Source organism: Sphingopyxis sp. (genome assembly GCF_036402335.1).
Classification (GTDB): domain Bacteria; phylum Pseudomonadota; class Alphaproteobacteria; order Sphingomonadales; family Sphingomonadaceae; genus Sphingopyxis.
Genome location: NZ_DASWTD010000060.1, coordinates 1 through 5,828, shown reverse-complemented (window position 1 = coordinate 5,828; position 5,828 = coordinate 1). Strand labels below are relative to the sequence as shown.

7 protein-coding genes and 1 pseudogene are annotated in these 5,828 nt (G+C 66.0%); 6 read left to right on the top strand and 2 right to left on the bottom strand.

Annotated elements, in window-relative coordinates; genetic code table 11:
- From VGD20_RS01785 to VGD20_RS01775, 3 genes and pseudogenes are all read left to right on the top strand, one after another.
- Positions 1–254: pseudogene (locus VGD20_RS01785) on the top strand (hypothetical protein); the annotation flags it as partial.
- A gap of 139 nt (positions 255–393) precedes the next feature.
- Entirely contained in the window at positions 394–1,161 is a 768-nt protein-coding gene (locus tag VGD20_RS01780; protein WP_331132812.1) for a tryptophan 2,3-dioxygenase family protein, read from the top strand.
- Positions 1,158–2,285 (top strand): aminotransferase class V-fold PLP-dependent enzyme, encoded by a 1,128-nt coding sequence (locus tag VGD20_RS01775; RefSeq protein ID WP_331132811.1) that lies wholly within the window; start codon positions 1,158–1,160, stop codon positions 2,283–2,285. The genes VGD20_RS01780 and VGD20_RS01775 overlap by 4 nt, the downstream gene beginning before the upstream one ends.
- A 99-nt stretch (positions 2,286–2,384) precedes the next feature.
- On the opposite strand, the gene VGD20_RS01770 is transcribed toward VGD20_RS01775, so the two are convergent.
- Positions 2,385–4,124 carry a D-aminoacylase gene (locus VGD20_RS01770; protein WP_331132810.1) on the bottom strand — a complete coding sequence of 580 codons (1,740 nt, stop codon included), beginning with the start codon at positions 4,122–4,124 and terminating at the stop codon, positions 2,385–2,387.
- A 125-nt stretch (positions 4,125–4,249) separates the two neighbouring features.
- Here VGD20_RS01770 and VGD20_RS01765 point away from each other — a divergent pair, with 125 nt between their 5' ends.
- From VGD20_RS01765 to VGD20_RS01755, 3 genes are read left to right on the top strand one after another with little or no spacing between them, the layout of a single operon-like run.
- On the top strand, positions 4,250–4,996 hold the full coding sequence (locus VGD20_RS01765; RefSeq protein ID WP_331132809.1) for a methyltransferase: 747 nt from the start codon (positions 4,250–4,252) through the stop codon (positions 4,994–4,996).
- 4 nt (positions 4,997–5,000) lie between these two features.
- Complete coding sequence (locus VGD20_RS01760; protein ID WP_331132808.1) at positions 5,001–5,312, top strand: alkylphosphonate utilization protein; 312 nt, start codon at positions 5,001–5,003, stop codon at positions 5,310–5,312.
- 10 nt (positions 5,313–5,322) lie between these two features.
- Positions 5,323–5,652 (top strand): DMT family transporter, encoded by a 330-nt coding sequence (locus tag VGD20_RS01755; RefSeq protein WP_331132807.1) that lies wholly within the window; start codon positions 5,323–5,325, stop codon positions 5,650–5,652.
- 16 nt (positions 5,653–5,668) lie between these two features.
- Here the strand turns inward: VGD20_RS01755 and VGD20_RS01750 are convergent.
- The coding region (locus tag VGD20_RS01750; protein WP_331132813.1) for an acyl-CoA dehydrogenase family protein at positions 5,669–5,828 on the bottom strand (160 nt) is incomplete at its 5' end.

Sequence of the window (5,828 nt, the reverse complement as noted above, 5' to 3'; positions counted from 1 at the left end):
ATCTCGACGGCCAGATCGATCGCCCCACGGCGCTGGCACTCACGCAGAAATATCTGCTCGTCTCGCCCGCGCGCGCCGAACAGATGACCGCCTTCACCGACAAATATCGCAGCTATGTCATCAACTATGGTCTCGGCGAGGAGATCGTCCGCGGCTTCATCGAGCGCGGCAACCCCGACCGCGACGAAATCTGGCGGCGCATGGCGCTGATCCTAGGCGAACCGACGCTGCCTGCGGACCTGCTGGCGCCATGAGCGGCGGCGTGCCTCTCCTGTGGCTCGGTCAGGCAGGCTCGCCGCGGCGGCCGCCCGCGGGTGTGGCGCCGCGCGGATAGGTACTGGCGCAGTTTGGCGCCGCCCACCATCCGTGTCCCAAAGCCAGAAGGAGCAGACCATGCTCGACAAGAACGACCTCCACCGCCGCATCGAAACCCCCGACATGAAGGACTATGGCGTCTATCTCGCGGTCGACCGCCTGCTCGAATGCCAGAAACCGCTCGCCGACATCTGCACCCCCGACGAACTCCAGTTCCAGATCGTCCATCAGGTCGAGGAGCTCTGGATGAAGCTGATCGCCTTCACCCTCGGCGAAATCGACGGCCATATGGCGGCGGGCGAGACGATGCGCGTCCTCACGCTGTTCGACCGCGTCAACCGCATCATGCGATTGATGACGAGCCAGCTTTCACTGCTCGAAACGATGAGCCCGTTCGACTATCAGTCGATCCGCCTCCAGCTTGGCAACGGATCAGGGCAGGAAAGTCCCGGTTTCCAGTTGCTGCTGACCCTGCCGCAGCCGCTCTGGGCGCGCTACAAGGCCGCCTATCTGGACCCCGCCGGGCGCAGCGTCGCCGATGTCTACGATACCGGCTACACGCATGACGAAGCCTATATGGTCGCGGAAGCGCTGATCGAGTTCGACGAGCAGTTCCAGATCTTCCGCGCGCTCCACATCTACCTCATCCACCGGTCGATCGGCATGGGGTCGAAGTCGCTGAAGGGGCGCCCGGTCGAATTGCTCAACGCGGGGACGCGGCACCGCTTCTTCCCCGATCTCTGGGACATTCGCGCCGAGATGACCGACCGCTGGGGCGCCGAATATGGGGTCAAGCGCGACAGCATCAGCGGCCATTCGGCCGCCGGGCACGGCAGCGGGCTGTGAACGGGGCGCTGCTTCCGGAGGCGACCCGCGACCGCTTCTACCTGCCACCCGATGCCATCTATCTCAAAAGCCACAGCGTCGGCTGCCAGCCGCGTGCGGCGGAGGCGTTGCTCCGCGACAAGCTGCTGGTACCCTGGCGTGAGACGGGCGAGGCGTGGCCGCACTGGCTGGATGCGATCGACGAATGGCGCGCGGCACTGGCGGGGCTCATCGGTGTCGAGGCGCGCGACCTCTGCCCCGCAACGAACGTCACCGCAGGCCTGTCGCGCTACATCTCGGCGCTCGGGCAAGCGACCGACCGGCGCACGATCCTGCTCGCGCCGAGCGCCTTTCCGACGATCGGCTATCTCGCGAGCGGGCTCGCCGCGGCGGGATGGAAGACGCGCTACCTGCCCGACGATGCCGACGTCCGCGATCCGGCGAATTGGGCCGCAGCGCTCGGCGACGACGTCGCGCTGGTCATCGCGATGCATGTCAGCTCGAACAGCGGCGCGCTCACCGACATGGCCGCGGTTGCCGCAGCGGCGAAGGCGGCGGGCGCGCGCTGCATCGCCGACTGCGCGCAGTCGGTCGGCGTGGTGCCGGCGACGCCCGCCGGCTGGGGCGTCGATGCCGCGCTCGGAACCAGCGTCAAATGGCTGTGCGGCGGACCCGGCGCAGCGTGGCTCTGGGTCGCCCCGCACGACCGCACCGCGCTCGATCCGATGGAGCGCGGCTGGTGGAGCCATGAGAAGCCGTTCGAGATGGACATCCGCGACTTCCGTTATGCCTCCGACGCAAGACGCTGGTGGGGCGGCACCCCCGATGTTGCGCCGTTCATCCTGTCGACTGCCGGGATTGCGGAGATTGCGGCGATCGGGGTCGATGCGGTTCGCGCGCACAACCGCGCGTTGCAGGCGATGCTGCGCGACGCGCTCGAGACGAAGACGCCGCAGTGGCGCTGGCCTACGGGCGCGATCGGCGGAACGCTCTGCATCGAGACCGGCGCCGACCAGAGTCGCGTCGCCGAGGCGCTCGACCGCCACCGGCTTCGCGCCGATTTCCGCGGGAGCGTAATGCGGTTATCCTTCCACGCCTATTGTAACGCGGCCGATGTGGAGAAGACCGCGGCCGCTCTCGGCTAAGCGTCATTGCGAGCGAAGCGACGCAATCCAGAGCGGCCTGCGCCGCTCTGGATTGCTTTGTCGCTTCGCTCCTCGCAATGACGGGAAGAGAGGGTGGTATTATTCCGCCGCCATCGCCATTTCGACGCGCTGCGGGCCGCGGATGACGCCGCCTGGCGTCGGCCCCTGCATCGCTCCGTCCCGGAACGTCACCACGCCCGACTTCACCGTCGCGACATAACCATCGGCCTTTTGCAGCAGGCGCTTGCCACCGGCGGGAAGGTCGAAGGCGAGCCAGGGCTTGCCGAGCTTGATCGCATCCATGTCGATGACGTTCAAATCGGCAAGGTAACCCGGCGCGAGCACGCCGCGATCCTCGAGCCCATAGAGCAGCGCCGTATCGCGGCACTGGCGCTTGACCGCATGTTCGAGCGCGATGCGATGGCCTTTACGGTCGCGCACCCAATGCTGGAGCATGAAGGTCGGCGACGCGGCATCGCAGATCGTGCCGCAATGCGCGCCGCCGTCCGACAGGCTGTTCACCGTGTCGCCCGCCGCCTGCAAATCCTCGAGGAAATTGAGGTTGCCGTCACGGTAGTTCAAAATCGGGAAATAGATGAAGCCCTTGCCGTCGTCCTTCATCAGCAGGTCATAGGCATATTCGGACGGCGATACGCCCGCCGCGACCGCGCGCGCCATGATGCTCTCGTCCATCTTGGGCTCATAGTTGAAGTCGGGGTCCATCTCGAAATGGACCGGCCAGCCTTCGGCGACGACCTTCAGGAAGTCGAGGATGTCGCTTTCGGGCCAGACGTTGGCCTCCTCGATCATCCGCGCCTTGAACGCCGGGTCCTTCAGCTTCGCGAGCTGCTCGGTCCACGGCAGGTCGATGATCTCGTTCCACGCGGGCTTGAAGCGGAACGGATGCACCGTCCCCTGCCACGCCATGATGATGCCGTTGCCGCGCAGCGCGATCTGCGCGACGATGTTCGCGCCGGTCGCATTCTGTTTCCGCATCTCTGAAATCTGCTCTTCGAGCGGCAGTTCCTTCGCGATCGACTGGAGCGCGGCGAAGGTCACTGGCAGTCCGGTTTCGCGGCTCAAATCGCCCATCCACTGGAACTCGTTCCACTCGCGCTTCATGTCGCTCGCCATTTCGAACACGCCGTAACCGACACGCCCCATCGCGCGGCCGATGGCGATCAGTTCCTCGGCGGTCGCCGTGGTGCCGGGGACGAGTTCGCCGTCGACCGACTTGTGCAGCACGGTGCGGCTGGTCGAGAAGCCGAGCGCACCCGCCCGCACCCCCTCTTCGACGATCCGCGACATTTCGGCGATATCTTCGTCGGTCGGGATCGCTCCGGGCTTTTCGCGGTCGCCGAGCACATAGGCGCGGACGGCGCCGTGCGGGACGTGGCACGCGACGTCGACGGTGCGCGGCAGTTTCTCGAGCGCGTCCATATATTCGGGGAAGGTCTCCCAGTCCCACGACATGCCTTCGGCAAGCGCGGTGCCGGGGATGTCCTCGACGCCTTCCATCAGCGAAATCAGCCATTCGTGGCGGTCGGGCCTGGCGGGGGCAAAGCCGACGCCGCAATTGCCCATCACGACGGTGGTGACGCCGTGCCAGCTCGACGGCGCCATTTCGGCATCCCACGTCGCCTGCCCGTCATAATGGGTGTGGACGTCGACGAAGCCGGGGGTGACGATCTTGCCCGCGGCGTCGATTTCCTCGCGCGCGGGTCCCAGATTTTCGCCAACGGCAACGATACGATCGCCGTCGACCGCGACGTCGGCAACGAAAGGCGCGCCGCCCGAACCATCGACGACCGTGCCACCGCGAATCACCAGATCATGCATGTCCACTCTCCCGATTTTTTAGTTTCACGAAGAAACCTATCATCAAAATCGCGAGATGCAAATAAGCGCGCCGGGGCTGCGGCAAGACGCTATGATGGCAAGGTCAAGCAACAGGAGTCGCCATCATGTTCCGCTCGCTTTCCCTTGCCCTTCTCCTCGCCGCGTCCGCCCCGCTCGCGGCGCAGCAGCCCGCCACGCCCGATTATGGCGCCGCGCTCGCCGATCCCGCGCGCCCCGCCGCCGACCGCGAACGCGACGCCGTACGCAAGCCCGCCGAACTGCTCGCCTTCGCCCAGATCGCCGCCGGCGAACAGGTCGGCGATTTCGTGATGGGGGGCGGTTATGTGACGCGGCTGCTCGCCGCCGCCGTCGGCCCCGCCGGGCGCGTGTTCGCCTTCCAGCCCGCCGAGTTCATCGCCTTCAAGAAACAATATGGCGACGACCAGGCCGCCGTCGATGCCGCCTATCCGAATGTCGACGCGGTCGCCGGCCCGTTCGCGGCGCCCGCGTTCGCCACACCGCTCGACACGATCATCACGGTGCAGAATTTCCACGACCTCTACCTCAAGCCTTTTCCCGAAGGGACCGGCGACAAGGCGAGCGCCGCCTTGTTCGCGGCCCTGAAGCCGGGCGGGACGCTCGTCGTCGTCGACCATAGCGCCGCCGACGGCAGCGGCACGACATTGTCCGACAGCCTGCACCGCATCGACAAGGCGGCAGTGGTCGCCGCGCTGACCAAGGCGGGCTTCACGCTCGAGGCCGAAAGCGACCTCTATAAACGCACCGACGATCCGCGTACGGCAAACGTCTTCGACAAGGAAATCCGCGGCAAGACCGACCAGTTCGCGTTGCGTTTCCGCAAACCGGGATAAGAGAATGATCAGCGACGACGAGGATTATGTTTATGACGAGGCGAGCGGTGAATGGCTGTCCGCGCGCGACGCGCGCGACCGCGCCGCCGCCGCGGCGGCGGGCCCCGAGGTGCGCGACGCGGTCGGCAATCTGCTGGCCGACGGTGACTCGGTCGTGCTGGTCAAGGACCTGACGGTCAAGGGCGCGGGGCAGACGCTGAAGGTCGGCACCGTGATCAAGTCGATCCGCCTGACCGGCGACGATCAGGAAATCGACTGCCGGCATGACGGGATCAAGGGGTTGGTGCTGCGCGCCGAGTTCGTGCGCAAACGTTAGGGGGCACGCGTTGCATTATATCTACCTGGGGATCGCGATCGTCGCCGAAGTGATCGCGACATCGTTCCTGAAACAGTCGGACGGTTTCCGCCATCTCGGCCCCTCGCTGATCATGGCGGCGGGCTATGGCGTCGCCTTTTATTTCCTGTCGCTGGCGCTGCGCGACATCCCGACCGGCGTCGCCTATGCGATCTGGTCGGGGGTCGGCATCGTGCTGATCGCCACCGTCGCGTGGATCTTTCAGGGCCAGCGCCTCGATGCGCCCGCAATCGTCGGCATGGCGCTGATCGTCGCGGGCGTGGCGATCATGAATATCTGGTCGAAGACCGCCGCCCACTGACGGGCGCCCGCGATCGTCAGGAAAACATCTCCTTCCGCGGCCCGAGGAACCCGAAGAGGTAAGCCGCGACTTTTCGCATCTGGATTTCTTCGGCGCCTTCGGTGATGCGATAGCGGCGGTGGTGGCGGTAGATATGCTCGAACGGCTTGTGGCGCGAGTATCCGATGCCGCCATGG